At 75.5% G+C, this 376-nt stretch carries 1 protein-coding gene; it reads right to left on the minus strand.

What is annotated here, in order from left to right:
* The coding region (locus AB0C29_RS49520; RefSeq protein ID WP_360835486.1) for a heterodisulfide reductase-related iron-sulfur binding cluster at positions 1–376 on the minus strand (376 nt) is incomplete at both ends.

The raw sequence follows: 376 nt of genomic DNA on the forward strand, positions 1-376 counted from the left end.
GCCACGGTCACGGGCAACGGGTGCCGGCGGGCCACCGGGCCCAGCTCGACCAGCATCTCCGACAGGTCCCGGACCTTCGCCGCGAACGCCGCCGCCCGGTCGGCGTACCGGGGGTCGTCGCGCAGCAGGTCGGCGTACTCCTTCATCGACGAGCCGCAGCCGGCCGCGTTCACCACCACCCGCTCGACGCCGGCCCGCTCGAAACGGTCGATGAGCCGGCGGGCGAAGCCCCGCGCCTCCTCGTCGCGCCCGTTGTGCCCGCTCAACGCCCCGCAGCAGCCCTGCCCCGGCGGCACGACCACGTCGCATCCCTCGGCCGCCAGCACCCGGATCGTCGCCGCGTTCACGTCCGGGAAGAACGCGCCCTGCACGCAGC

Origin of the sequence: Actinoplanes sp. NPDC048791, from assembly GCF_040650095.1 — a bacterium.
Taxonomy (GTDB): domain Bacteria; phylum Actinomycetota; class Actinomycetes; order Mycobacteriales; family Micromonosporaceae; genus Actinoplanes.